At 51.6% G+C, this 25,318-nt stretch carries 20 protein-coding genes and 1 pseudogene; 18 read left to right on the forward strand and 3 right to left on the reverse strand.

Annotated features, from left to right (window positions below; genetic code table 11):
• Window positions 1–357: 357 nt before the first annotated feature.
• The 16 genes and pseudogenes from ACQ4W7_RS22485 (at window position 358) to ACQ4W7_RS22560 (ending at window position 21,544) form a co-directional block, all read left to right on the forward strand.
• On the forward strand, window positions 358–3,276 hold the full coding sequence (locus tag ACQ4W7_RS22485) for a YjbH domain-containing protein (RefSeq protein ID WP_436533351.1): 2,919 nt from the start codon (window positions 358–360) through the stop codon (window positions 3,274–3,276).
• Between the two features lie 412 nt (window positions 3,277–3,688).
• The gene (locus ACQ4W7_RS22490; RefSeq protein WP_436533353.1) at window positions 3,689–6,007 is read left to right on the forward strand and encodes a polysaccharide biosynthesis/export family protein; all 2,319 of its coding nucleotides are present in this window, start codon (window positions 3,689–3,691) and stop codon (window positions 6,005–6,007) included.
• Window positions 6,008–6,084: 77 nt separating this feature from the next.
• Window positions 6,085–7,290 carry a GumC family protein gene (locus ACQ4W7_RS22495; protein WP_436533355.1) on the forward strand — a complete coding sequence of 402 codons (1,206 nt, stop codon included), beginning with the start codon at window positions 6,085–6,087 and terminating at the stop codon, window positions 7,288–7,290.
• Window positions 7,291–7,464: 174 nt separating this feature from the next.
• A complete protein-coding gene (gmd, locus tag ACQ4W7_RS22500; RefSeq protein ID WP_436533357.1) occupies window positions 7,465–8,505 on the forward strand; it encodes a GDP-mannose 4,6-dehydratase in 1,041 nt (346 codons plus the stop codon).
• Window positions 8,502–9,413: a GDP-mannose 4,6-dehydratase gene (locus ACQ4W7_RS22505; RefSeq protein WP_436533359.1), complete on the forward strand. Its 912-nt coding sequence runs from the start codon at window positions 8,502–8,504 to the stop codon at window positions 9,411–9,413. Before gmd ends, ACQ4W7_RS22505 begins: the two co-directional genes overlap by 4 nt.
• 156 nt (window positions 9,414–9,569) lie before the next feature.
• Window positions 9,570–10,310: an N-acetyltransferase gene (locus tag ACQ4W7_RS22510; protein ID WP_436533361.1), complete on the forward strand. Its 741-nt coding sequence runs from the start codon at window positions 9,570–9,572 to the stop codon at window positions 10,308–10,310.
• An 82-nt stretch (window positions 10,311–10,392) separates the two neighbouring features.
• Window positions 10,393–10,809, forward strand: coding sequence for a sugar 3,4-ketoisomerase (locus ACQ4W7_RS22515; RefSeq protein WP_436533363.1), 417 nt, complete (start codon window positions 10,393–10,395; stop codon window positions 10,807–10,809).
• Entirely contained in the window at window positions 10,806–11,897 is a 1,092-nt protein-coding gene (locus ACQ4W7_RS22520; RefSeq protein ID WP_436533365.1) for a DegT/DnrJ/EryC1/StrS family aminotransferase, read from the forward strand. The genes ACQ4W7_RS22515 and ACQ4W7_RS22520 overlap by 4 nt, the downstream gene beginning before the upstream one ends.
• Complete coding sequence (locus tag ACQ4W7_RS22525; protein WP_436533367.1) at window positions 11,894–13,159, forward strand: O-antigen translocase; 1,266 nt, start codon at window positions 11,894–11,896, stop codon at window positions 13,157–13,159. Before ACQ4W7_RS22520 ends, ACQ4W7_RS22525 begins: the two co-directional genes overlap by 4 nt.
• On the forward strand, window positions 13,152–14,105 hold the full coding sequence (locus ACQ4W7_RS22530; RefSeq protein WP_436533369.1) for a glycosyltransferase: 954 nt from the start codon (window positions 13,152–13,154) through the stop codon (window positions 14,103–14,105). Before ACQ4W7_RS22525 ends, ACQ4W7_RS22530 begins: the two co-directional genes overlap by 8 nt.
• Entirely contained in the window at window positions 14,098–14,781 is a 684-nt protein-coding gene (locus tag ACQ4W7_RS22535) for an acyltransferase (RefSeq protein WP_436533371.1), read from the forward strand. The genes ACQ4W7_RS22530 and ACQ4W7_RS22535 overlap by 8 nt, the downstream gene beginning before the upstream one ends.
• 209 nt (window positions 14,782–14,990) lie before the next feature.
• Window positions 14,991–16,265 (forward strand): hypothetical protein, encoded by a 1,275-nt coding sequence (locus ACQ4W7_RS22540; RefSeq protein ID WP_436533373.1) that lies wholly within the window; start codon window positions 14,991–14,993, stop codon window positions 16,263–16,265.
• Window positions 16,266–16,747: 482 nt separating this feature from the next.
• Window positions 16,748–17,779 (forward strand): glycosyltransferase family 2 protein, encoded by a 1,032-nt coding sequence (locus tag ACQ4W7_RS22545; RefSeq protein ID WP_436533375.1) that lies wholly within the window; start codon window positions 16,748–16,750, stop codon window positions 17,777–17,779.
• 61 nt (window positions 17,780–17,840) lie between these two features.
• Complete coding sequence (locus ACQ4W7_RS22550; protein WP_436533377.1) at window positions 17,841–18,941, forward strand: glycosyltransferase family 4 protein; 1,101 nt, start codon at window positions 17,841–17,843, stop codon at window positions 18,939–18,941.
• Between the two features lies 1 nt (window position 18,942).
• Window positions 18,943–20,211 (forward strand): glycosyltransferase, encoded by a 1,269-nt coding sequence (locus tag ACQ4W7_RS22555; RefSeq protein WP_436533379.1) that lies wholly within the window; start codon window positions 18,943–18,945, stop codon window positions 20,209–20,211.
• A 338-nt stretch (window positions 20,212–20,549) separates the two neighbouring features.
• A pseudogene (locus ACQ4W7_RS22560) lies at window positions 20,550–21,544 on the forward strand (IS481 family transposase).
• On the opposite strand, the gene ACQ4W7_RS22565 reads toward ACQ4W7_RS22560, so the two are convergent.
• The 3 genes from ACQ4W7_RS22565 to ACQ4W7_RS22575 are packed head-to-tail and all read right to left on the reverse strand — an operon-like array spanning window position 21,526 to window position 24,405.
• The gene (locus ACQ4W7_RS22565; protein ID WP_436533381.1) at window positions 21,526–22,920 is read right to left on the reverse strand and encodes an alkaline phosphatase family protein; all 1,395 of its coding nucleotides are present in this window, start codon (window positions 22,918–22,920) and stop codon (window positions 21,526–21,528) included. The pseudogene ACQ4W7_RS22560 and the gene ACQ4W7_RS22565 overlap by 19 nt on opposite strands.
• Window positions 22,899–24,197: a class I SAM-dependent methyltransferase gene (locus ACQ4W7_RS22570; RefSeq protein ID WP_436533383.1), complete on the reverse strand. Its 1,299-nt coding sequence runs from the start codon at window positions 24,195–24,197 to the stop codon at window positions 22,899–22,901. Before ACQ4W7_RS22570 ends, ACQ4W7_RS22565 begins: the two co-directional genes overlap by 22 nt.
• A complete protein-coding gene (locus ACQ4W7_RS22575) occupies window positions 24,190–24,405 on the reverse strand; it encodes a hypothetical protein (protein WP_436520690.1) in 216 nt (71 codons plus the stop codon). The genes ACQ4W7_RS22570 and ACQ4W7_RS22575 overlap by 8 nt, the downstream gene beginning before the upstream one ends.
• Before the next feature lie 147 nt (window positions 24,406–24,552).
• Between ACQ4W7_RS22575 and ACQ4W7_RS22580 the strand changes: the two genes are divergently transcribed.
• Entirely contained in the window at window positions 24,553–24,723 is a 171-nt protein-coding gene (locus tag ACQ4W7_RS22580) for a hypothetical protein (RefSeq protein WP_436533454.1), read from the forward strand.
• Entirely contained in the window at window positions 24,651–24,917 is a 267-nt protein-coding gene (locus ACQ4W7_RS22585) for a hypothetical protein (protein WP_436533456.1), read from the forward strand. The genes ACQ4W7_RS22580 and ACQ4W7_RS22585 overlap by 73 nt, the downstream gene beginning before the upstream one ends.
• The last annotated feature ends 401 nt before the right edge of the window (window positions 24,918–25,318 follow it).

Here is a 25,318-nt window from a genome sequence, read left to right on the forward strand (position 1 = left end):
GTTGCAGCGTGCTGCGGGGCCGCAGGCGGCGTTTGTGCCGCACTGACCGGTGTGGCGCAAGGGAAACAAGTTAAGCATTTGCTACAAGAAAACAATGTTAAAATTCTGTGACATACATTCCTGAGGCATGGTTAAGCAACGCTCAATTGCCCGGAAGTGCCGAGTTTTAGTGGCGAACTGATGCGCGGCATTGCGAGATGCCCGTCGGTTGGCCTTTTTTCGTTTCATTCACGTTTCCCCAAGCTCATTGATTTTCTGAAGACATCGTCAGAAATTCCAGGTGCAGGATATTTTAGGTAGCCGGATTTGTTAAGCGTACTCAGAAAATCAATTAAATATACCTGGTGTGGCTGCTTGGTGCTTGGCGCCCCTTCGGCGATAGCCGCGACGCCGAATCATGGCGGTCAATCCGGGTATATCAATATGCCCAGTGCCGTGGTGGAAACGGATGGCACCTTCAGCGTCGGCTATAGCTACGACAGTCCGTATGGCCAGTTATGGGCGACAGCGAATATCCTGCCTTTTCTGCAAATGACGGGACGTTATGTGTCGATAACGGGCATCCCGGGTTTTACCAACGCCCCCGGTGAGTATGGCAGTGGCTATGGCCGCTATAAGGATAAAGTCGTCGACGGCAAATTGCGCCTGTGGACGGAAACGCAGTGGATGCCATCTGTCGCCGTCGGCATGACGGACCTGTTCGGTACCGCGCTGTTCAAGGGCCAATATGTGGTTGCCACCAAGACTTTTGGCGCCAGCAAGAATGTCGAAGCGAGCCTCGGTTATGCGCATAAACGCCCGGACGGCGTGTTTGCCGGCGCGCGCTGGACGCCCGCTGCGCTGCCGCGCTGGTCGGTGGTGGCGGAGTACGATACTACCAATTATCTGCGCGACTTCCGCGCCAGCGAAACGACTGCTGGCAAGCGCCGCAAGGGCGCTTCCGTGGGCCTGGAATACCGCTGGGGCTGGCTTGCCCTGCAAGCGGCACGCAACCGCGACCAGTTCAGCGTGAACGCTTTCATCAGCATTCCGTTTGGCGAGCGCGAGTTCGTTCCCAAGGTGTATGAACCAGCGTATTTCGTGGACGACAAGAATCCGCCGCCGTTGCCGAGCAAGGAAGAATGGCATCGCGACCCCGTGTATGGCGCCGACCTGGTGAATGCCCTAGTGAAGCAGGACTACAAGAATATCCGTGTCGAGCAAGAGGGCAATGTCCTCAGCCTGAGCCTGACCAACAGCCGTATTTCGAACATGGGGCGTGCCGTTGGCCGTGCCGCGCGCACCGCCGTCGCCTTCACGCCGAAGGGCGTGACGACCCTGCGCATCACGTATACCAAGCTGGACCAGCCAATCGCCACCTACGAATTCTTTGATTTGCCCAAACTGAACGACTATTTGGCAGGCAAGATTGATCGTAAGGCTTTCCTCGACGTCGTGCTGCTGCGCTACCCGGAGAAAAGCGATGTCATCCGGGATGATCAGCAAGGCTGGCTGAAAGAATTCCTCGACAAGCCGGCGCCCGTCGTGGCCGCTGCACCGGCTCCCGCGCCGGTACTGGCGGAGGCTCCCGCGATGGCCATCGCACCTGCTCCCGCCAAGGCTGCCGACGTCCTCAAGGACGATGGCAAGCTGGCCGTTGGCGTTGGCGTCGATGGCGACGTGGTGCAGATCAAATCGCTGGACCGGGAAGCGAACCGCTTCAAAGTCGCTCCCAAGGTGGGCTTCTTCTTCAATGACCCGAGCGGCGCCTTCCGCTATTCGATTTCGGCCGTGGCCAACTACGACCGCCGCCTGGGCGACGGTCTGTACCTGAATAGCGCCGCCAGCCTGCAGTTGCTGGAAACGGTATCGGGCGTCAAGCAGCCATCGAACAGCAACTTGCCACACGTGCGTACCGATATCGCGGAATATTTGCGCGGCGGGCGTTTCTCGCTGAGCCGTGTCTTGCTGAACAAATACAACAATCCTGCCGAGCGCGTGTATACCCGCATGTCGGCCGGCCTGTATGAAGACATGTTCCGCGGCGTGGGTGGTCAGGTGCTGTACCTGCCGAAGGATAGCCGCTGGGCTGCTGACGTGGCCGTCGATGCCTTGCAGCAGCGTGGCTACAAGGGCTTGCTCGATTCGCGCGATTACAAGACGGTAACGGCGATCGGTTCCCTGCATTACCGCTTGCCGCACGATATTACCGTCACGGCCCGCGCCGGCCGCTTCCTGGCCAAAGACACGGGCGTGCGCATGGAATTCAAGCGCCGCTTCCAGTCCGGTATCGAAGTCGGTGCCTGGTATACGCATACGAACGGCAACGATATCACCAGCCCTGGCACGCCATCGAAGCCATACCAGGACCGTGGCATTTTCCTGTCCGTACCGTTGAACAGCATGTTGCCGATGGATACGCAATCGACGGCCGGTTTCGCCATCGCGCCATGGACGCGGGACGTGGGGCAGATGGTGGCCTCGCCGGGCGATCTGTACGACATGTTCGAGCGTCCGCGCGCCGACATGCACAGTTACGATGGCCTGGGTAATTTTGCCGAGCGCCCGGACGAACAGCACCTGCCTGCCGTCAATCCGCCGGTCCGGCCGTTTGTCAGCCCCTGGCCCGCCATGCGCGCGCGTCTGGAGCAATCTGCATCTGCTACGCCTAGCGCCCCTGAATGGCTCAAGGCGACGGCGGTGGTCGGGAGCGTGGTGCTGGCATCCGCGCTGGCCGACAAACCCGTCGACCGTTTCGTCAAGAAGCACGAGGATTCCAAGGTCTACCGCAACTGGGACAAGCTGGGCAAGGCCATGCCATACGCGGCAGTGGGAGCGGCAGCGGCCGCCTTCGCCCTGGGCGATGAACGCATGCAAAATACGGGACTCATTTCGCTACAATCGGTTGCCGCGGCAACGGGCGTGGCGGTAGCCGGCAAATATGCGTTTGGCCGCGCCCGTCCAGAGGAAGACCTCGGAGCGTGGAGCCGTGTCGGCAGCGGCAGTTCCCGTTCGAATTCATCGTTCCCTTCCGCGCATGCCGCCATCGGCTTTGCTGCCGTGACGCCGTTTGCCAAGGAATACGATGCGCCATGGCTGTACAGCGTGGCTGCCGTGGGTTCCGCCGGCCGCGTATTCGGCCGTAAGCACTGGGTCTCCGACACGGTCGCCGGCGGCATCGTCGGCTATGCCATGGGCAGCTGGCTGTGGCACGCGCAGCGCGACCAGAGCAAATCGGGTTTGTCGATCAATCCCGGCCCGAAAGAAATCAGCGTGACCTGGCAAACAAAATATTAATATGAAGAATTCCATTTTACTGGCATGGATGTGCCTAGCTTAATATGGCCATGCTAATCGAATGCCTGTCTGAGAGTAACTGCGCAGGCATTAGCACGTGGAGCGATGATTTTTGTCGTAGTGCTGGTGTATGAACCTGTCCATTCTCATAGTAGTTTATTTTTTAGCGCATGACGATAGTCGATTTACATTGCAGTATCAAACGAGAAGATTAAGGCAGAAGGGCCAAATATTTACGGAGTGACAGTGTCACGGATGTGTCGTATTTTCCTTCAGGTATTTCTAACGTTTGAGGAACTGCGGTAATATGGCTGACTCAAGAAACATGCTCCCTGCGGACCACTATTTACACTTAAGCTTAATGTTAAAACTCACAAATTGTTTCATAGCCGTCGCTCTGGCATCGGCTTCCATGGCCGTGTCAGCGCAAAGTTATCAAAACCAGAACGATCTCTTAGGTCAGGACCCGATTCTGGAATCGGTCGCGCCTGTAGCCGCGCCAAAGCGCGTGAGCATCACCAATCGGCCGGTAGCGGCCGATCAAGCTGAAGAGAGCGAAGTGGCGACTGTGCCGCGGCAGCGTACAGGAAACGAGGCCGCGCGCGGCACTCGCTCCAGCACGGAGACCGCGCGCGGCATTCGCTCCAGTACGGAGACCATGCGTAATGCCCGCTCCAGCATCCCAAGTGAATTCCAGAAATTTGTTTTTGATAGTACTGGCACCAACGTACCGATCTTTGGTTCGGAATTTTTTGCCAATGCGCCGTCCACCTTTTCTCCCGTCGCCAATGCGCCGGTAGTAGCCGATTATGCGCTCGGTCCTGGCGATGAATTGATGATACGTGGCTGGGGCAGTATCGATATCGATTACCGTGCCACGATCGACCGGAATGGCTTGATTTCGATTCCGACCATCGGATCGGTTGCCTTGGCTGGCGTACGCGCAGGAGACGCGGAAGGTGTTATTCGCAATGCTGTAGGCCAGTTATACAAAGGCGTGACAGTCAATGTCAATTTTGGCCGTTTGCGTTCCATTACCGTGTATGTGGTGGGGCAGGCCAGCCGTCCAGGTACCTATAATGTGTCGAGCCTGTCTACGCTCGTGACGGCCTTGTTCGCCAGTGGCGGTCCGAATGCCAACGGCAGCATGCGCCATGTGCAGATCAAGCGTGGCGGTAAAGTGGCCGCGGAACTGGATTTGTATTCCTTCATTGGCAAAGGCGACAAGTCGACCGACATGAAGCTGCAGGATGGCGACACGATTTTCATTCCTACCGCAGTTGGCCATGTTGCGCTGGTTGGCAAGGTGAATACGCCTGCCATCTATGAACTGAAAACCTCCAGCGATACGGTCGAGTCCTTGCTCGACTATGCCGGTGGTATGCCGGTCGTGGCCGACCCGCGTCGTGCGTTCCTCGAACGCATTGATGCCAATAAAAACCAGCCGCGCAGTGTCGAACAGTTTGCTTTGAGCGGTGAGGGGCTGAAGCGCACGCTCAAGAATGGTGATGTGCTTAACGTGACCTCGATTACCCCTGATTTTTCAAACGCGGTTGTTTTGCGCGGCAATGTCGACCAGGCAGTACGCGCGCCGTTCAAAGCAGGCATGCGTGTCAGTGACTTGATCCCCAGCCGCCAGTACCTCATCACGCGCAATTCAATCAAGCGTCAAAATGGCGTGATGAATGTTGATGAAGAGCGCCAGACCAACGAGGTGGCTGACAATATCGCCTCCCGTATTGGTGGCCTGGTCGATGAGATCAACTGGGACTACGCTGTTGTGGAACGCATCAATCGTGCCGACCTGAGCGTGAGCTTGGTGCCCTTTAATTTGGGTAATGTCTTCACTAATCCCTCCGGTTCCGACAATGTTCAATTGCAGCCGGGCGACACAGTGACGATTTTCTCGCAACAGGATGTCGCGGTGCCAATGGACAAGCGCCGTATTTTTGTCCGTGTTGAAGGCGAAGTGAATGTTCCAGGCGTGTACCAGATGACGGCAGGCGAAACGTTGCAGTCAATGTTGTCGAAGGCTGGCGGCACGACCAGCAATGCGTATTTGTTTGGTACCGCTTTCTATCGCGAAGAAGTACGCCGGCAGCAAGAACTGAACCTGGAAAAACTCGTGAAACGGCTGGAAAGCCAAGCGCGTGCTGACCAGTCGCGCTCGATCGCGAATGCTCGCTCGACGGCTGATGCACAGTTGGCGGAAGTGCGGCGTCAGGCGGATGCCGCTGCAGCAGCTCAGGCAATCGCGCGTCTAAGCCAGTTGAAGCCAACTGGACGTATCGCATTCGGCCTGGATCCGCGTGAAAAACGGTTTGCGACTTTGCCGCAACTGAAGCTGGAAAACGGCGACCGGCTGGTTGTTCCTGCACAGCCTGAATTCATCTATGTATTCGGTGCCGTTAATGTCGAGTCGTCGCCGTTGTGGCGTCCGGGTGACCGCGTCAACGATTATCTGAAAAAGGCTGGCCTTACCGCCGAGGCGGACGAGGACAATATCTTCCTGCTTCGCGTCGATGGTAGCGTGGTGTCGCGTGATTCAGGAAGCTGGCTGTCGGGTGGTTTTGGTGGAACCGAGGTCATGCCAGGCGACAGCATTGTGGTGCCGGAGAAGTTTGACAAGGAAACCCGATGGACGAAATTCATGACCGGCGCGCGTGAGTGGACGCAGATTTTGGCCAACTTTGGACTGGGCGCTGCAGCTTTCAAGACGCTGCGTGATTAAGAGCTTCAGGCCACTCCGGCCTGAAACCAACACCGAATCTTTCCTATCTGGTATTAAAAAATAAGCGGCTCATAAGTATGAATCAGATGCAATCCACGGCTTTACCGCCGACCCCGGACGCCGATGAGCGTGAATTCAGCGTTTTCCATATTCTCATCGTTCTGGCGAAGCGCAAAAAACTCATCATATGGTTGCCTGTCGTTGCGGCAATTGCCTCTGCAGCAATCAGTTTCGCCCTGCCTAATGTGTATAAAGCGAGCGCGAAATTGTTGCCTCCTCAACAGGCTCAGTCCGGCGCCTCGGCACTGTTATCGCAACTCGGCGGTGCCGCAGGCGCTCTTGCTGGGGCCGCAGGGCTGAAAAATCCCAATGATTTGTATATTGGAATGCTCAAGAGTCGTACCGTTGCCGACAAGTTAATTGCAAAATTCGATTTGCAAAAGGTCTACGATGTCGAGACGATGGACAAGGCACGCGTTATCCTGGAAGGGAACAGTAGCTTGGTTGCGGGAAAGGATGGCCTGATTTCGATCGACGTCGAGGGCGAGGACAAGAAGCTCGTCGCCCAATTGGCCAATGGCTATGTCAACGAACTGGTTTCATTGACTAAGGTACTGGCCGTGACTGAAGCATCTCAGCGCCGGATGTTCTTCGAACGTCAACTGGAACAGTCCAAGGATAATCTGGGGAAAGCGGAAATGGCGCTGAAAAGTGCCCTCGATACGCGCGGCGTGATCAGCGTCGATGCCGACAGCCGTGCCATCGTCGAAACTGTTGGCCGTTTGCGTGCTCAAATTTCGGCTAAGGATATTCAGTTAAGTGCGATGAAGGCATTCGTCACGACTAACAACCCAGAATACAAACGTGCCCAAGAGGAGCTGATCAGCCTGCGCGCAGAGCTGTCGAAGCTGGAAAATGGCCGTCCCGCCCTTGCCGGTGATGCGGAGGCCGATCCGGCCAAGCAAGTTGGCCTTGAGAATATCAAGATCTTGCGTGACGTTAAGTACTATCAAATGTTGTACGAGCTGTTGGCGAAGCAGTATGAAGTTGCGCGCCTCGATGAAGCAAAAGACACAGCATTGATCCAGGTGCTTGATCCTGCGGTGGAGCCGGAACGCAAATTCAAGCCTAAACGCTCGATGTTGATCTTGCTTTCGACCATACTGGCATTCATTGCCGCAGTTGCCTGGGCCTTCATGGCGGAGGCAAGAAAAAGAATTCTTGCTGACCCCGACGGTAAAGCGCAATGGGAACAATTCAAGCAACTTGCCCGATCAAAATAACAAGTCGTAATGTCTCGCTGAGCGCGCAATGGCCGCGTCAGTCCGGGAAAGGTGGCGTTGCAACGGAACGCTGCCCAATCCGGCAGCCCCTTCGGCGAGAGTGATATTTTGTAGCTGCAGAGCACCTTCGGCAGCGCCGGACCGTATTAATTCTAAATCGAGTACACAAAGAAAATGACCAAAAGAATTGCCCTCATCACAGGAATCACCGGTCAGGATGGCGCTTATCTGACCAAGCATTTGCTGGCGCTTGACTATACCGTGTACGGCACTTTCCGCCGTACCAGTTCGACCAATTTCTGGCGCCTGGCGGAGCTGGGTGTGGAGAACCATCCGGATTTGCATCTGGTCGAGTTTGACCTGACTGATCAGAGTGGCGTGTTGCGCCTGGTTGACCGTGTTCAACCGGATGAGATTTACAATCTGGCTGCGCAAAGCTTTGTCGGCGTATCGTTCGATCAGCCTGCCACCACAGCAAATATCACCGGCCTGGGCGCACTGTACCTGCTTGAAGCGATCCGTTTCGTAAATCCGAAAATCAAGTTCTATCAGGCATCGACATCCGAGATGTTCGGCAAGGTGCAAGAGATTCCACAACTGGAAACCACGCCTTTTTACCCGCGCAGCCCGTATGGCGTGGCCAAGCTGTACGCTCACTGGATGACGATCAACTACCGCGAATCGTATGGCATCTTCGGCGCTAGTGGCATCTTGTTCAATCACGAGTCGCCTCTGCGCGGACGCGAATTCGTCACGCGTAAAATTACCGACAGCGTTGCCAAGATCGTTCTCGGCCAGCTCGATTGCCTCGAACTGGGTAATATCGACGCCAAGCGCGACTGGGGCTTTGCCCAGGAATATGTGGAAGGCATGTACCAGATGCTGCAGGTCGACGAGCCAGATACCTTTGTGCTGGCCACCAACCGTACCGAGACGGTGCGCGACTTTGTCACGATGACTTGCAAGGCCGCCGACATCACTCTGGAATGGCAAGGCGCGGCGGAGAGCGAGTTTGCTGTCGATACCGCCACTGGCAAGACGATTGTGCGCATCAATCCGAAATTCTACCGCCCGGCGGAAGTGGAATTGCTCATCGGCGATCCGGCGAAAGCCGAACGCGTGCTGGGCTGGAAGCCTGAGACGACGCTCGAAACGTTGTGCAAACTGATGTATGACGCTGACTTCGTACGTAACAAGCAGGGTTTCTCGTTTTGAAGATACTGCTGACAGGTGCATCCGGTTTTACCGGACGACCTTTTGCCGACATGGCCCGCGCGGCGGGTCACGAAGTGGTGGCGCTGACGTGCGACCTGGGCGACAAGGCGGCGTTGCGTCAGCAGGTATTGGCAGCAGCGCCTGACACGGTCGTGCACCTGGCGGCAATCAGCTTCGTCGGCCAGGCGGACGACAACGCGTTCTATGCGGTCAATGTGGTCGGCACCATGAACCTGCTCGACGCTTTGCTGGCCTTGCCGCAGGCGCCGCACCGGGTGTTGCTGGCCAGCAGCGCGAATGTGTACGGTAACTGCGATGAGTCGCCGATCACGGAAAACCAGCGGCCGGCGCCGATGAACCATTACGCCACCAGCAAACTGGCGATGGAACATATGGCGCGTACGCTTGGGGATCGGCTCTCGCTGATGTTCACCCGGCCGTTCAATTACACCGGGGTGGGCCAAGACAATAAGTTCCTGATTCCCAAGCTGGTCAGCCATTTTGCGCGGCGTGCGCCTAGCATCGAGCTGGGCAATTTGCATGTTGAACGGGAATTCAATGATGTCGACATGGTATGCGCAGCGTATCTTCAGTTGATCGAGCAAGGTCAGTCTGGCGAAACTTACAATATTTGCTCTGGGAATGCCTACACCTTGCTGCACGTGATTGAGTTGCTGTCCCAGATCACGGGGCACCAGATTGACGTTACAGTTAATCCGGCGTTTGTCCGCACAGGCGAAGTGCATCGCCTGTGCGGCAGCCCGGCCAAGCTACAGGCTTTACCAACGCCGAAGAACGGCCTTCCTGCCGCTCGCAGTCTGGAAGCTACATTGCGTCACATGCTTGCCGCGGCCGAACGCGAACAGTTGTCTGTGACGGAAGTCAAGAAAACCGCAGTTCATATCTAAGGAAGCGCTGATTAATTCAATTTGCGAAAACTCGTCGCATTAAAAATCAAAGACTTACATACGACGTTTCGGCGGAAAGTCGAATTAATCAGTGGCCCTTAACGGTCTCTGCCTGGTCGATAACCGGCGGTGTTTACCACTAACCTCGGATTTCTCATGATTCATATTTTGGCAGCTGTGTCACCCGAAGCGACGATTGGAAAAAACGTATCAATCGGGCCATTCACGATCGTCCACGCCAACGTCGTGATTGGTGATAACACGAAAATCGATTCGCACTGCGAAATCGGCTATCCATCGGCGCTTGCCGATGGTTTACCATTGGTGATTGGCGCAAACAGCCTGATTCGATCGCACAGTATTTTGTATGAGGGCTCGACCTTCGGCGAGCGCTTGACCACAGGCCACCGCGTCACGATTCGCGAAAAAACCGTTGTCGGCATTAATTTTCAGGTTGGAACCTTGGGCGACATCCAGGGCAGTTGTACTATCGGCGATTACGTGCGTTTCCACAGCAATGTGCACATTGGACAGAAGTCCACAGTTGGCAATTACGTCTGGATTTTCCCATATGTCGTCCTGACCAATGATCCGCATCCGCCGAGCGACATATCGATAGGCGCCACTGTGGAAGATTTCGCTGCAGTCGCAACGATGTCGGTGGTATTGCCAGGGGTGACGATTGGCAAGGGCGCGCTGGTTGCGGCGCACAGTTCAGTGGCACGTGATGTGGCACCCGATACGGTGGTCGGCGGCACCCCGGCGAAGTATCTTTGCGATACCTCGAAAATCAAATTGAAGAATGATCCCGATACCAGTGCTTATCCGTGGCGAAAACATTTTCATCGCGGTTATCCGGAATCGGTGGTCGCAGAGTGGTTGAAGGAATTTTCCTGACTGATGTTCGGGGCTCCTTTGCCCAATGGTAATAATTCACGGCGCGCCGACGCATTCCGCCAATTTTACAAAAGAGATTCAAATGAATATTGATCTTTGCAAGGTCATTGAACTTCCCAAGATTGCCGATCCGCGCGGCAACTTGACCTTTATCGAGGGCGGTGAACATGTCCCGTTCGACATCCAGCGTGTGTACTACCTGTATGACGTTCCCGGCGGCGCCGAGCGAGGCGGCCATGCACATAAGGGCTTGCACCAGCTGATCATCGCGATGTCGGGCAGTTTCGATGTAGTGCTCGATGACGGCTTCAACAAGAAGCGCGTGCATTTGAGCCGTTCCTACAATGGACTGTATGTGTGCCCCATGATTTGGCGTGAACTTGATAATTTTTCATCGGGTTCCGTATGCATGGTATTGGCATCAAACCGTTACGATGAAGACGATTATTTCCGCGATTACGGCGACTTTTTGAAAGCAGCAGAGGTACCAACAAAATGAATGTTCCTTTTTTAGATCTGAAAGCCGCCTATCTTGAGTGCCAGGCTGATATCGACGCTGCGGTACAACGTGTGCTGCACAGCGGGTACTACATCGGTGGTCCTGAAGTCGAATCCTTTGAGGTTGAGTTCTCCCAATTTTGTGGCGCCAAAGAGTGCGTCGGCCTGGCCAATGGCCTCGATGCCTTGCATCTGGCCTTACGCGCGATGGATGTGGGTCCTGGCGACGAAGTCATCGTCCCAAGCAACACGTATATCGCCACCTGGCTCGCCGTCAGCCAGTGCGGCGCAACAGTCGTTCCGGTAGAGCCGGACGCCCGCACCTTCAATATCGATCCTGCCCTGATCGAGGCGGCCATCACACCTCGTACCAAGGTGATTTTGCCAGTCCACCTGTACGGTCAGCCTGCAGATTTGGATCCGATCCTTGCGATCGCCCGCAAACATGGCCTGCGCGTGCTGGAAGATGGGGCCCAGGCCCACGGATCGCGTTACAAGGGCAAGCGCATTGGCGCGCATGGCGACGTGGTTGCATGGAGCTTTTACCCAGGCAAAAATCTGGGGGCGATTGGCGATGGCGGCGCCATCACGACCGACGATCCGGTGCTGGCCGAGCGCATCCGCGTGCTGCGCAATTATGGCTCGCGCGTGAAGTATGTTAACGAATTCCAAGGCTACAACAGCCGACTCGATCCTATTCAGGCTGCGATATTGCGCGTCAAGCTGCGCCGTCTCGATGAGTGGAATAGCCGGCGCAGCGCGATCGCCGCCCACTACCTGGAGCAGTTGCGCGACAGCGGCCTGGGCTTGCCATATGTGCCCAAGTGGGCGACGCCGGCCTGGCATTTGTTTGTGGTGACGGTACCTAACCGTGAAGCGCTGCAGCAACAACTTACCGCTGCTGGCGTGACGACGCTGATTCATTATCCGATCTCTCCACATTTGCAGCAGTGCTACGCTGACCTCGGCTGGAAAGCTGGCGTGTTCCCGATAGCCGAACAGATGGCAGCACAGGTGTTGAGCTTGCCGATTGGTCCCCAGCTGGAAACTGACGAGCTTGCTACGGTCGTGCGTGCGTTGAATCGATGAGTCTGGTCCGATCGAGCCTGTTGAACGGCATTGCAGTGGCAGTGAAAGTCGGCGCAGCAATGATCCTGAACAAGGTTCTCGCTGTGTACGTTGGTCCATCAGGATATGCCTTGATCGGTCAGTTTCAGAATGCACTCGCCGTCGCACTTAGCCTGAGTGGCGGCGTGATGGGCCCGGGCGTCACCAAGGGTACGGCACAGCATTATGATAACCGTGCACAACAGCACACGGTGTGGCAAACCGCGTTCAAGCTGACGCTGTCCGCAACGTTACTAGCAAGCATTACTTTTATTGTCGCGAACCAGTGGCTATCGTTCAAGCTGCTGGAGCGGGCCGACATGGGAACGGTATTCATCGGACTGGGTCTGGCGCTGCCGGCAATTGCCGTCAACAACTTGTTATTGGCGATTATCAACGGCAAGAAGGATGTGGCAATTTACGTCAGTGCGAACATCATTGGCAGTTTGCTGAGTTTGCTGGTGGTCGGTGTTCTCACCTCCGTCTGGGGCCTGTATGGCGCACTCTTGGCCATTGCAATCAGTCCGGCGGCGTTGTTGCTGGCTACCGGTGCACTGGTATGGCGCCGTGAATGGTTCAAAGTGACGTTTTTGTGGGGCAAAGTTGACCGTTCAACAGTGCGCGAACTGTCCGGTTTCGGATTGATGGGCCTTACCTCTGCAATCATGTCCCCGCTTGCCTTCATGTTTATTCGTAACCATTTATCGGCCACGTTAGGATTGAATGCTGCCGGCTATTGGCAGGCTTCATGGAAAATCAGTGAAATTTATCTGATGCTGGTGACACTGACCTTGTCGATGTATTACTTGCCGCGTCTGGCTGAAATCAAGATGCGCGCTGAGCTAGGTAAAGAGATCGTCAAGGTTTACAGCTTGGTGTTACCAATGGTGGTGATTGGCGCCATTGTGATGTATGTATTGCGCGATTTTATTATAGAACGTCTGTTTTCGCGTGATTTTGTACCCATGCGCGAGCTGTTCATGTGGCAATTAACAGGCGATGTGCTGAAGATCGGCTCTTGGATTTTGAGTTACATTATGCTGGGGAGGGCGATGGTCCGCACCTTCATACTTACTGAAGTGCTCTTTTCCGTGTCGTTTTATGGATTGACCGTGGCATTCGTCTCCGCCTACGGCTTGCAGGGTGTGGCGATGGCCTATGCCGGTAACTATCTGCTGTATTGGATCGTGATGGCGTTACTCGTTAAAAATGAAATGAAGAGAATGGAAGCAACGCATGTCTAGCCTGAATTCGAGCAGCGACCGACCACTGACGTCGGTGTTGATTCCCTTATACAACCATGCCCTCTATATTGTCGAGTGCCTAGATAGTGTTCTTGCGCAGGGGCCGGCGAATATCGAATTGGTGCTGATCGATGATGGTTCTTCAGATGATGGTTTTTCCATTGCGCAACGCTGGAAAGAAGAGCATGGTAACCGTTTCCCACGCATCGAATTCGAGCGTCAAGTAAATGCAGGGATCACGCAAACATATGATCGCCTTTTGCGGAAGAGTACAGGTAATGTCATTCTGGTTGTTGCCAGCGATGATGTGCTGATGCCTGAATCAATTATTAGTCGTTTAAGCTTGCTTGGGGAGCCAGGCGTGATGGCGGTGTTTGCCGATGCAATCCCAATCGATGGGCAGGGAAAGGTAACCGGCACTAGCGCGATTAGTGAGCTAGGCCAACCAAGCTCGCGTGCAGCACTTGCCGATCAGCGCACGCTGCCTTGGGAATTGATTTTTCGGTGGAACGTCTACGGTTCCGTATTGCTGTATCGGCGAGAAGCTGTGCTCAAGCCGGATGGCAATTCGGTGCTTAACCTCGACATCTTCAGTGAAGACATGCAACTATATTATCTCTTTGGATCGCGTGGCTCACTACGTTATTTGAATCAGCCGGTGGCCAAGTATCGTGTGCATGGGACGAATACCTCGCACACACAAGAAAACGTCAAAAAATTAAGAAAAAATATCTATCAATCGCGCAGGCATGCCATGATCGGTATGCCGTTCTGGCGCCGTGCTGTTGTGGCCATGCAGGCTTTTACCTACCATCGTTGGGGTACCGGCTGGCGCAAGCGCTTGTGCCTGCCGATGGTGGCGTTTGCCTACATGGGAATCTTAACTGCACGCTTGATCTACGATTTCTATCGTACACGCGTGTTGAGGCAGGCGCGTGATGTCTGATTCGATACAGTTGATCCCAACAGCTAAGGGAAAGTTGGCGCGCCGAATAAAACAATTCAAGTCCGAGCCACTGCCTTGGGCCCTTTACATGCTAGGTGCATGGGGCTTCGCAAAGTTGCGCAGTGCGATGTATGCGCGCTTGCTCAAGGCACCGGGTCTGAATGTTGGTCCGTGCTGTGCTATCCGTGGCACCCAATGTATCACAATGGGAAGCGGTGTCTCCATCTACGGCGGGTTGTGGCTCGAAGCAGTCCAGCATTACCGGCAGCAGTCGTTTTCGCCGACCATTATCATTGGCGACAATGTATCGTTTTCGCTAGATGTGCATATTACTTGCGTGGAAAGAATCGAGATCGGCAATGGCGTCCTGTTTGGTAGCCGTGTCCATGTATCTGACCACAATCACGGAAGCTACGTTGGTATGCACCAGAGTCATCCGCAGCAGGCGCCGGCTGAGCGTGAGTTGGCCCTGCGCGGGGCCGTCGTCATTGAAGATAACGTCTGGATTGGCGACAATGTCATTATTTTAGGGCCGGTACGAATAGGTGCCGGCGCAATCGTGGGAGCCAATTCCGTGATCAGCACAGATGTGCCGGCGGCGACCATGGTCGTCGGTGCACCCGCAAAAGTGGTCAAGCAATTTGATTACGAACTGAATCTATGGAAGAAAATTTAATCATGTCAACCAGGAAGTTATTGTCGATCTGCATGCCGGCCAATAGTCGTGCAATTGAGTTGCCGTCAAGGCAGCTTGACGGCGTTGCTGGTGTTGCGTGCGATTACACGAATTATTTTTTTTTATGCGTTAGCGATCAGTTAGCGTTGGGCAAAAGTCCGCGCCTCTGCCTCATTAAAGCCGATTAGGCTCTGCAATCCTCCAATGACATGACAACCCTCGAATTTTCCCTGCTGGCCCTAAAGCACATGGAGTCCTACTTGGTGCTGTGGTTGGCACTGTTTGTATTGTATCGGCTGCTGTTCTGGAAAACTGTTAAATCAATTTTAGATCCTCTTTATTTCGTTGTTATTTTCACCAACTCGATTTGCACGGCCAATGTCGTCTTCCTGGCCATCTATAACGAAATAAAATGGTATTACACACTAACATATCTGTTTTCGGAAGCGGCCTTGCTTATCGGGATTCTGCTATTCGCCCGCCCACAGCCTGTACTACTGCCACATATGCCATCGCCAGAGTTCGTCAGACGGCTTAAATTCGGCATATTGTTCACTATGACAATTGCTATTGCTGCAAATATGATGATTTACATCAACAGGGGTATTCCTCTGCTGCTCGAGAGCCGCAACGACGCGTCTGCTGGCGGATTTGGTATCCTGCTGCGCTTGTCACAAGTTGCCACTGCCTTGTTTGTACTCTTCTACTACGTCAAGAAAAAAATCACCGCATCTCCCAACTCCAGAATGGAGCATCTGCTCTTCGTGATAAGTATTGTCTTTGGTTTGCTCAGTGGGTATAAGGCGTTTTTTCTATTCTATATTTTTGTCTATTTTTTCACTAGCGGCCATACAGTGTCGATGTCGTTCAAGAAAAAAACTGTTTTCACCGCTGGCGGGATCATTGTGATGTTAGCAATGTTCTCGGTGGTGCTCGACACAACAGAATTAGGTCTTCTTGTCCCTGCCCTGCTGACACGATTGCTCGCCTCCGGCGATGTGTATTACATGGCATTCGTCAATGACACGATCGACATGTTGCCCCCTCAAGGATTTTTTTATCAGTTATTTGGATCCCTGTTGGCTTCGTTTCGCGTGGTCAGTTGGGATGCGGCTCCACTTAACTATGGCTACGCTATCAACGAAGTGGTCAACAAAAATGATTTATTGTTCGGCCCGACCTTTCGCTATAACGTCTTGTGGCTCTTGCTGACCAAAAGCCCAATCCTGACCGTCATGCTGTCATTTATGGTTGGCGCCACGATCGGTTTGCTCAACAGGGCGTTGTACCGCAGCAAGAAATTAGGCCTCTCTTTTATCGTTATCGCTTTTTTTTACTATAAGTCATTTATGATAATTCTCGGGCCGGATCACGCCGTTAACGACATTGTGTTGTCCGCCACTATTTTCATAGTCATGGCTGCGGTGATATTCCTGCCCATTTATACGAAGCGGACCGTGCTTGCCACGGGTATGGCATCGTAAGATTCGGTCGAGTATGGTTCATCATGCACCATAGTCGACCACCATCGAAAATTGTCTGAAAATTCTCGCGCCCTAGTGAGGCATTATATCGAAGCGTAGTTTCTTGTATCTGCAGGCGCATGGAGCATGGACTAGTTGATGCGTAATCGAACGTACCGGTCCGGAGCTTAATTAGAGATTGCTCCTTGCTGCAGAGTCTTTTCTGTAGTTTTCTCAGATTCTTCGCGTATGGAAGGGGCTAGAACAACATTTCCAGCGGGATTTTTTTGAAGATTGAGTAAATAATGCACGAAGTCGATAAAAATCACTACTCTCACAGCGTATTCCTGTTTGTCGGAATCGTATTTTAGTCAATTCTTTAATAAAAGAACAATATTTTTGCAGTGACATGGTCATGAGACTGGTATCAAAGAAAAAATTTTCGACTTGTATCATTTGATACTTTCTTCTTAATGGCTCATGGAATTTTTTTGGAATAATATATGAAATCTCCTAGTTTATCCGTTTGCATCCCTGCATATAATAGAGCGAAATATCTGAGGAATGTATTGGATTCAGTTATCAGCCAGAAAGAATATTTATTTGAAATTGTTATTTGCGAAGATGTTTCTCCACAACGCCAAGAAATTGGGGAAATAGCATGTGAATACAAAAAGAAATATGGCGACATGATTGTATATCATGAAAATATCACAAATTTGGGATTTGATCGAAACTTACGTCAGTTGATACAGACAGCTAGTGGCGACTATTGTGTATTTCTCGGGAATGATGATGTTCTTTGTTCCGGAGCTCTGAAGAACTTAACTGAGGTAATAACCCGTAATAAAGATGTTGGCGTTATTCTGCGTGGATATGGTTGGTTTAACGGAACTCCAGATAATGTCGCCCAAACTGTAAAATATTTTCCAGAGGAACGGTTTATGCCAGCGGGGCTGGACAGCCTATCATTTTTCTTCCGGCGCGCCTGCGTGCTGGCTGGTTTGACGATCGCAAGGAAGCCGGCGCTCGAACTCGAGACATCGGAATTTGATGGGTCTCTATTTTATCAATTGCATCTGGTTGGAAATATTATATTGAAGCACAACGGCGTGTTCACGCCGGAAATTATTGCTTTGTGCCGTGCCGACGAGGCCCCTGATTTTGGTCATTCCAGCGCGGAAAAAGGAAAATATACGCCAGGAGAATATACCATTGATGCGCGTATTCATATGATGACCGGCATTGTAACCATTGCGAAAGCGATCGATAAAAAGTATAAGGGCGCATTGAATGGAATTTTGCGCGACATTGCAAATTATTCTTTTCCTTGGCTGTCATACCATGCCGATAAAAAATATGGAATCTTCAAGAGGTATTACCATGCATTAGGAGACATGGGACTGAAGTCGTTTCCTATGTTTCACGTGTATTACTATCTTATTTTGATCGTCGGTGCTGGGCGGGTTGAGAAAATGATTAATTTTGCCCGAAATTCTCTGGGCTACACGCCAAAACTGGGCGGACGCAAGTAAGAAGCTGACTGTTGGTGTTTCCCTTTTTTGTCATGTCGATTGATTATGGAATGTTGAAGTTATGAAGTTGTTGATAGATGGTTATTATCTGGATAAGCCACGAGGAATGGGCCGTTATTTGCAGGAATTGCTATTCGCTGTGGCTCGTTTCGCACCTGAATATTACATCATTAGTGTAATGGTCCCAGATGATATTTCCAATGCCTTGCTGGTTTTGCCAGAGCGAATAGATTATATTAGGAAAAGGCGTCTTCCATTTCCGGTATGGGAGCAATTTTCTGTTCCATTAACTGTATTGATGCAATGTCCGGATGTGGTTCATTTTCCTTACAATACGATGCCAGTTTGTATGAATTTGCCGTTTTTGCGCAATATTTTTTATGGCGCGCGGGTGGTTACGGTGCATGATCTCATCTATATGTCTTCGCCTGGTGGGAATTTTTATCAAGGCTGGGGAAACCGCTACCGAAAATTTTGTGTTCAATTGATATCAAAATTTAAGACTTGTATCATTACAGACAGCTATTTCTCGGCTGTTGAAATCAAGTCTTTATTGAACCTGACTGCGGAAGTGGTCTATATACCCGTTGAGCGAACTTGTCCTGAGCAATTCGGTGAACGTTCGATTGTCGATAAATGGATTTCATCTAAAAATTATCTTCTGCATATCGGTGGCGTAAGTCCCCACAAGAATTCGAAGCGGTGCGTCGAAGCCTTTATCGCGGCCAAGCTTGAGGGGTGGCAACTTGCAGTGCTGGGTATGCCTTCCGACTGTCCGCTTGCACAAGAGCACGCGGGTAACGATGCCGTCAAATTTCCAGGCTGGGTCTCCGATCATGAAATGCGCACAATACTGGGACATGCAGATGGTGTCTTGTTTCCAAGTCTGATGGAAGGATATGGCTTGCCTATCGTGGAGGCCTTCGCTTCAGGGAAACCTTTGCTCACATCTGATTTGCCGCCAATGAATGAGTTGGCGGCTGATGCGGCTATCTTGGTAAAGCCAACCTCAGTGTCAGAACTAACTGCTGGTATTTTAAAAATGGTTCATGATCGTCCCGGTAGTATTGCATTGGTAGAAAAAGGTTATTCAAGAATGCTCGATATTACTTCTGAAAAAATGGCTCAAAAGATGTTTTTGGTTTACGGAGCAATGAAATAAGATGAAAGTTGCGTTGATTTCTACTTTGTACCCTTTTCCTGCCGATGTAGGTAAAAAAGTTGTAGTGACGGGATTAATTCGTTTTTTTTGCGAGAAAATATCTTCGGAGAATTTCTTTTTGATATTTCCGGTGACGGACCTGATGACTAAAAATGCGCATGAATTTAATCAGGAGAATTATATCTTGCCAACTGGAATAACGAAACTGCGTAATATTTTTTTTCATACATTTTTGAGAAGAAAAAAAAGTATCCAGGAATCGCTATTTTTTTCCAATAATATTACGACTTCGCTGCAGAAGATAATTAATGAGATTGATGCGGATATTTTGGTTTTCGATACCATTCGCATGGGGCAGTATCTTCCTTTGCTAAATACAGGAAAAGCGAGAAATGTACTATATTTGGAAGATCTTTTTTCTGTACGATATGAAAGTATGATACGCGCTTTGAATTTTCCAGAAACGAAGAGTTTTAATCCGCTTGGTAATTTTGAGCGGCATGTGCCCCGGATATTTCGTTCGTATATAAGGAAATTTTCATTCGTCCAAAAGATGTTACTGTCTTATGAGTCAAAATTGGTGGCAAATTCTGAGGCAGTTCAGTCAAGAATTTTTCCTGATAACTTATTGATTAATAAATCGGAAGTGGAATTGCTCAGTTCTTGGGGCGGGCGTGGCGTTCATGTATTTCCACCCTATATATCCTCTAGCATGCGTCCCTACGCTCGTTCATGGAACAAATCACCTATTTTTGTGTTTCTTGGTGGACTAGATGTGCCGCATAACGCAGTAAGTTTGGAAAATTTTATTGACGTACACTTGTCAAAAATTATTCAGGATATTCCCGACGTACTCATACGTGTGATTGGAAAAAATCCTGCCCCATCGTTATTGGCGCTCGTGAAAAAATTTCCTTTGCATGTAAGAATCGAAGGTTACGTTGACAGTCTTGATGAAGTCTTACTCGGAGCTTGTGCGATGCTGGTACCGTTGCTATTTGGTAGTGGAGTCAAGCTGAAAACGATCGATGCCTTGTCTTACGGATTGCCCATCATCGCAACAGATTTTGGCGTCGAGGGTGTCGGAATTTCTACAGAAAATCAAGATTGCATTATTGAAAATAATTTATCAAATTATGGCATCTGGATGAAAAGGCTTCTTGACTCCCAATTTAATGAACAGATATCACGAAATTCTTATCGGCTATATATGGAAAACTACTCGGACTCCAGCGTTAAAGCCAAATACTCAAAAATATTTAGTATTTGACAAATTTTGAAGGTGGGGCGCAATTCTTTCAGGTTTTGTCGCAGGAACTGGAATTTTTCGACCTGATGCCAGCACTCTGCTCGTGAGGCGATTTGTTTTTTTTATGCAATGATAATTTTATTGGCTTTAATTAATGGACTATAGAAGAGAAATTGATGGATTGAGGGCGTTAGCTGTCACTTAACCTCTACTTTTAGAATGCTCTAAAAAAGGGGGATTACCCCGGATGCTTACTTGTCTAGAGTCGTGTGATTATGTACCCCATCGTAGCTGGCCGCTATTCAAAGCCAGACACGTTTTGCGTACACTGTTGGACAACCTCAATCAGCAGCCTTCTCATGACTCAAGCCCTGCATAACCGCGCCCGGACAACTCACCTGATCCGCGAAGAAATCAAGAACTCTACGTTGTCCCAGGCCGAGTTGGCCAGGTTGTACAACGTCAGTCGCCAGACCATTCGCAAGTGGCAGGACAGGGACAGCGTCGATGATGTTTCGCATCGTCCCAAAACGATGTACACCACGCTGACGCCCGCCCAGGAACTCATCGTCGTGGAGTTGCGCCGCACGCTGCTGTTGCCCACCGATGACCTGCTGAGCATTACCCGCGAATTCATCAATCCGGCCGTATCACGTGCTGGCCTGGGACGCTGCTTGCGCCGACATGGCGTGTCCGATCTGCGTGACTTGGTACCGGAACTGCTCGCCGGAACGGCCACCAAGAAAACCTTCAAGGATTACGAGCCCGGCTTTTTACATATAGATATCAAGTACTTGCCACAGATGCCCGACGAGCAACAGCGGCGTTATCTGTTCGTCGCCATTGACCGCGCCACACGCTGGGTCTACATGGCAATCTACGCCGACCAAAGTGACTGCAGCAGCGTCGATTTCCTGAACAAAGTGAAGCAGGTCTGCCCCGTCAAAATCGTTAAACTGCTCACCGATAACGGCAGCCAGTTCACGGATCGTTTCACCAGCCAGAGCCGCAAGAAGGAACCCAGTGGCCACCATGTCTTTGATCGCCTCTGCAAGCAGTTTGGCATTGAGCATCGGCTGATTCCGCCACGCCATCCACAAACGAACGGCATGGTTGAACGCTTCAACGGGCGCATCAGCGAGATCGTCGGCCAGACGCGATTCGGGTCTGCGGCAGAACTCGCATCGACGCTGCAAAGCTATTTGAAACCTACAACCACAACATTCCGCAGCGCGCCTTAAACCATCAAACTCCCATCCAGGCGCTCAAAGAGTGGCAGGCAAAGAAGCCGGATTTACTTGTTAAGCGTGTTTATAACCAGACGGGTCTTGACACTTACTTAGAATCAAACTGATACAACAGATCGAATACAGCTATGTTATTTTCGATCTTTAGTGGCGCGTTGTTGTTTACATTAAAAGTAGCAATGATAAGCGGTACTTGACTTGATGTCTGTGACGAATCAGGCTTGCATTTGAGTGCCATGTAGGTCTTGTCGGCACACCAAAATTCTGGCCGCAAGGGATGATCGGAAAACACAATGATTCTGAAATTGTCTCCAAACACCGATTTGGCTCTTTGCGCCACCAGTCTGACTACCGCAGCACCGTATGTAATGTTGTCAGCATATTCTACACTTAAGGTCTTCAAAGGAATCCCCATCAGCGGGTGTGGCGCCAGAAGGTGTGCAAATAGAATTCCTCCTTTTTTCCAGAAGGGTGCCTCCATCAACGTTTTTTTCATGTTGTCACGTAAGGCCAGGAATGATTTTCTGTCTGACTCGGATGCTTCGCAACCCAAAAATTCCAGTCCGTTGACCCAAGGGAAGTTGCAGGCCAATTCTGTGCCAGCTGATTTTGTTGGAAAAGGAGAAAAAGAGCAGGAACGAAGGCCTTGAATGGAACAATAGCGGTGATAGAAACCTACGATATCAATATTCTCCGAACTAGCCTTTACTTTGGAAAAATCCAATACTCTGCTTGTACTGCAGAGTTGCGTGGGCCCACAGGCCACTGATTGGTCAAAACTTGTCCTCATCCAAATGGCGGGAATAACGTTGATCGTGTTCTTGCCCGCCGGATCTATATTGCTTACTGTGACATGTAATCCGGCCGACTGTAGTTGCTTAACAACAGGCCCGGCTGCGCTGGCACTGAGCTCATCTAATAGCAAAACAATCGTGTTTTGCGATGGCATATTTGGAGCCGCGACTGTCGGCGGTTGATAACTTGGGCTTGGCCAGTAGACCGTGGAGGCATTCGTGTTCGCAAGCACCACTGGGAAAAAAATGAAAATCATCCCTCCGACGATTCCGGCCAAGTAAAAACGTTTCCAAGTGTCAATACTAATTTTGAGAGTTAATAGACTTGCAGTGATAGCCAAGGCAACTGCGAGCATTTTGTGCAAGGCATTGCTTTGCATCGGAATCAATTCCAACTGTTTAAGATAGGTGAATCCGACAAAGGTCAACAACAGGGCTATGCCGACATTTATCAATTTTATTGTTGTGGCTTGCCCCAATCCACGGCTTAGCAGTGCAACACAAACGATAACAAAGACAGCCAGCAGCCCAAAAGCGAAGGTGATTTCGCTCGCTGTGTGATGCTGAAAGTACAGGCTGCTCCAGATCCAGTCAGTCTGCCTAAGCAACAGTAGCGTGAGCAACGCCAGGGTTGCCGCATAAAGCGGCTGTCCTGCCCGCATTTCGCTTACAGTTTCTTGAGTAGACATAGCGTGCGCAGTGTATTGGGTACGGAATAGCTCGCAACCGTACTAAAATATTGACTAAAGGCCGCCATTTGTACAGCCACAGAAAACTCCTTGGGCTCGCGCTTGCGCTGGCTGCACAGGTGCAAGACCATCGGATCATTTTCATCGAGTAATTCAACGATCAGGAACTCGCGCGTAATGTGTGCCGCCATCTGCGCAATTTTCCCCATATGAATACCTTCAGATATCGCTAGGTGATGAATGAGCGCCAGCATCAACAGCATGTCGGCGCGCTGGTGCAGACGAGTCATGAGCGAAGGAAATTCATCACCACACCAACCGCGTCCGCCAACCATATCCCCCAAATTGGTGACGAGAGGGTGGATATTGGTGGCATTGCTTTGCGAAAGCACAAGCTTTTGAATGGCGTCATGGTCCAGATCGACGGCGATCACGTCGGCACCGGTTCCGGCCGAAAGAACCGTAAATTCTCCGGTGTTGCAGCCGAGGTCCACCACCCAAGCAGGCGCGGTGTTTTCCAGCCATTCGCCTACCTTTTGAAATTTTGCAGTGGAAGCTTCGTCGGTATAGTGATGGCGCGTGTCGGTATAGTCAGCCCAATGGCTACGCGCCTGGTTGGGTTTTCCACCATTGAGCATGGATTGACAGAAACCGTAGAGACTGCCATGTAGATGTTTACCATTTTTTGCCGGTACTTGAGTGCGAGGTTTGGATTTGTTGTTACTTGCCACCATGAGTGGCCAGTAGCGCGTCATGTATCGTTTGAGACCTAGCAAAGTACGAGCAACATCTGGTGGAATGCCATCGCGATAGGTGCTGTAACTTTGGTGCGGCTTCAGGCCACGTTGCTGCGACACTGCAAGTGGCAGCAAAAAATGACGAGTGAACTGGCCAAACGCCCACCACTGCGGCGTAACAATCGGCTGGAACGAAAGATGATCACAGAATGTGGGCTGATTTCCCTGGAAAATTACGTTCCATGCCGAAGCGTCTTTCAGTTCATACCCAGCACCGAGAATTTCACGCGAGATATCTAACGTGAGTTGCGCCGCCAAATAAAGTTGTGCGTCACACCACTCAAAGGGATAACTGAGGAAAGGCAACTTAGGCGACTCGAGTGTTTCGGGAGCAGTGAACTCGAACGGAATCAGCCTACCGGCTTCTACAAGCGTCGCAGCAGCTTTCGATAGAAGAAATTGTTTGGCGGTGGCGGTGGGGCGGATGCGACGAATGACTGTTTGTCCCTGAAATTCAATCGTGCCTTCAGGATCACGCATCGTTATTTTTCTTCCGACTAAACAGCTTGGCGATCATTTGTCGAGGCTTCTTGAGAAATGTTAATGCTGCACCAATGATGGCAAAAATACTCTGTAGCAGCAGGAGGGCTGAGCCGGGATCGACATAGGCATAAGCCGGGGAAGAAAAAGCTACACAGAGCAATACCGCCCGCAAGACGATCTTTAATTCGATGTTAATAAATTTCATTACTTCTGTACCTTTTCAATGCATTTATCAGGACGGATACCATTGGTGGCGTTCTCAAAGACCAAGTGCAACACCTTCTGCTGTAAGGTGCCGCCAGCGAAAATCTACCAACATCTCGCCACCCGGGAGCGCGCAGCCGTCATGACCATGCGTGACAACCTGTGCTCCATTCGAGCCATTGCTCAACGTCTTTACCGCTTGGCCAGCACGATGGGCCGCGAAATCGCCGAGGGCAGATCCTGGACATGCAGAGCGTTCATATTTGCCCTCCCGAGATCGAGGACCGCCTCATCCCCTGCCAATGGAAGGGCGACCTGATCAAGGGCGCTGGCAAGCGTTCGTCGGCGGACACGCTGGTCGAACGTACGACCGGCTTCGCGGCGCTGGCCGCTACCACCAAGACCGTCGTCGACAGCTTCGCCGCCGTCCTCAACGGCGAACCAGCGGCGATGCGCAAAAATGATGACCTGAGACCAAGGCCACGAGATGCACGGGCACAAAATCTTCACTGAGCGCACCGGCCTGCGGATTGCTTCCGTCGATGCTCACGGCCCTTGGGAACGTGGGCAACTAGAACGCCAACGGTCTGCTGCGCCAGTACCCCGTCCAAAAGCATCGACTTATCGATTTGCTCCCAGGCCGCGTTGAATGTCCTTGCGCTGTCGCTCAATATGCGTCTACGGACCAGGATTGAATGTTTATACACAACACATAGCATTGCTATAACACCCAACGAACACTGTTCATTAACCCAGTGCGGCCCTTGGAGCTTGAAGTCGCCGGGCGTCAAATATATACCATCTGTCGCCCTACCTTAGTAAAGCGTATCTATGATTTGAGACAGCAGTTTAAGCCATATCGTGACACATGTCGGGACTCGTTGGCCACGATGTTGCGCCAGTGCAACTGGCTG

The sequence above is a fragment of the Janthinobacterium algoris genome, assembly GCF_051380935.1.
In the GTDB taxonomy this organism is placed as follows: domain Bacteria; phylum Pseudomonadota; class Gammaproteobacteria; order Burkholderiales; family Burkholderiaceae_D; genus Janthinobacterium.

Excerpts from the sequence above, each read along its gene's own strand:
- ACQ4W7_RS22490 (WP_436533353.1), top strand. The coding sequence starts at position 3,689 with ATGGCCGTGTCAGCGCAAAGTTATCAAAACCAGAACGATCTCTTAGGT.
- ACQ4W7_RS22495 (WP_436533355.1), top strand. The coding sequence starts at position 6,085 with ATGAATCAGATGCAATCCACGGCTTTACCGCCGACCCCGGACGCCGAT.
- gmd (WP_436533357.1), top strand. The coding sequence starts at position 7,465 with ATGACCAAAAGAATTGCCCTCATCACAGGAATCACCGGTCAGGATGGC.
- ACQ4W7_RS22510 (WP_436533361.1), top strand. The coding sequence starts at position 9,570 with ATGATTCATATTTTGGCAGCTGTGTCACCCGAAGCGACGATTGGAAAA.
- ACQ4W7_RS22515 (WP_436533363.1), top strand. The coding sequence starts at position 10,393 with ATGAATATTGATCTTTGCAAGGTCATTGAACTTCCCAAGATTGCCGAT.
- ACQ4W7_RS22520 (WP_436533365.1), top strand. The coding sequence starts at position 10,806 with ATGAATGTTCCTTTTTTAGATCTGAAAGCCGCCTATCTTGAGTGCCAG.
- ACQ4W7_RS22525 (WP_436533367.1), top strand. The coding sequence starts at position 11,894 with ATGAGTCTGGTCCGATCGAGCCTGTTGAACGGCATTGCAGTGGCAGTG.
- ACQ4W7_RS22530 (WP_436533369.1), top strand. The coding sequence starts at position 13,152 with ATGTCTAGCCTGAATTCGAGCAGCGACCGACCACTGACGTCGGTGTTG.
- ACQ4W7_RS22535 (WP_436533371.1), top strand. The coding sequence starts at position 14,098 with ATGTCTGATTCGATACAGTTGATCCCAACAGCTAAGGGAAAGTTGGCG.
- ACQ4W7_RS22540 (WP_436533373.1), top strand. The coding sequence starts at position 14,991 with ATGACAACCCTCGAATTTTCCCTGCTGGCCCTAAAGCACATGGAGTCC.
- ACQ4W7_RS22545 (WP_436533375.1), top strand. The coding sequence starts at position 16,748 with ATGAAATCTCCTAGTTTATCCGTTTGCATCCCTGCATATAATAGAGCG.
- ACQ4W7_RS22550 (WP_436533377.1), top strand. The coding sequence starts at position 17,841 with ATGAAGTTGTTGATAGATGGTTATTATCTGGATAAGCCACGAGGAATG.
- ACQ4W7_RS22555 (WP_436533379.1), top strand. The coding sequence starts at position 18,943 with ATGAAAGTTGCGTTGATTTCTACTTTGTACCCTTTTCCTGCCGATGTA.
- ACQ4W7_RS22565 (WP_436533381.1), bottom strand. The coding sequence starts at position 22,920 with ATGTCTACTCAAGAAACTGTAAGCGAAATGCGGGCAGGACAGCCGCTT.
- ACQ4W7_RS22570 (WP_436533383.1), bottom strand. The coding sequence starts at position 24,197 with ATGCGTGATCCTGAAGGCACGATTGAATTTCAGGGACAAACAGTCATT.
- ACQ4W7_RS22575 (WP_436520690.1), bottom strand. The coding sequence starts at position 24,405 with ATGAAATTTATTAACATCGAATTAAAGATCGTCTTGCGGGCGGTATTG.
- ACQ4W7_RS22580 (WP_436533454.1), top strand. The coding sequence starts at position 24,553 with ATGCGTGACAACCTGTGCTCCATTCGAGCCATTGCTCAACGTCTTTAC.
- ACQ4W7_RS22585 (WP_436533456.1), top strand. The coding sequence starts at position 24,651 with ATGCAGAGCGTTCATATTTGCCCTCCCGAGATCGAGGACCGCCTCATC.